Source organism: Pseudomonas brassicacearum subsp. neoaurantiaca (assembly GCF_013608025.1).
Lineage (GTDB): Bacteria > Pseudomonadota > Gammaproteobacteria > Pseudomonadales > Pseudomonadaceae > Aquipseudomonas.
In genome coordinates this window covers 1,447-2,046 of record NZ_VDLV01000056.1, presented here as the reverse complement: position 1 = coordinate 2,046, position 600 = coordinate 1,447, and the positions used below count along the sequence as shown (strand labels likewise).

Below are 600 nucleotides of genomic sequence, written 5' to 3'. Positions count from 1 at the left end.
GTCGCGGTGTAAGTGATCTGGCCGCCTTCGGTGATGGTCTCGCTGGCAGACAAAGTCAGGCCAGTGGCGTCAGCGGAATCGGTGATCGTAGTGACCGCAGGCGCGGTGCTCGGCACCAGGTTTTCGAAGTTGCCGCCGGAGGTACCGGTGATCGTGGTGCTGACGGTGCTGCCGTTGTTGTAGACGTCGTTCGCCGGAGTATCGACAGCGACGGTGCCGGTAGTAGCGCCCGCAGCGATGTTGATTACTGCGCCATTGCTCAGCGTCACAGTCACTGGCGTTTGCGCTGGGTTAGTCAGCGTCGCGGTGTAGGTGATCTGGCCGCCTTCGGTAATGGTTTCGCTGGCAGACAAGGTCAGACCAGTGGTGTCAGCCGAGTCGGTGATCGTGGTGACGGCTGGCGTGGTGCTTGGCACCAGGTTTTCGAAGTTGCCGCCGGAGGTACCGGTGATCGTGGTGCTTACGGTGCTGCCGTTGTTGTAGACGTCGTTTGCAGGAGTATCAACAGCGACGATGCCGGTGGTTTGACCGGCTGCGATGTTGATCACGGCGCCGTTGCTCAAGGTCACGGTGACTGCGGTCTGAGCTGGGTTAGTCAGC

The 600-nt window shown here is 60.8% G+C and carries 1 protein-coding gene; it reads right to left on the bottom strand.

The features are described 5' to 3' along the window. A partial coding sequence (locus tag FHK92_RS25300) for an immunoglobulin-like domain-containing protein (RefSeq protein ID WP_219916186.1) occupies positions 1–600 on the bottom strand: 600 nt, incomplete at both ends.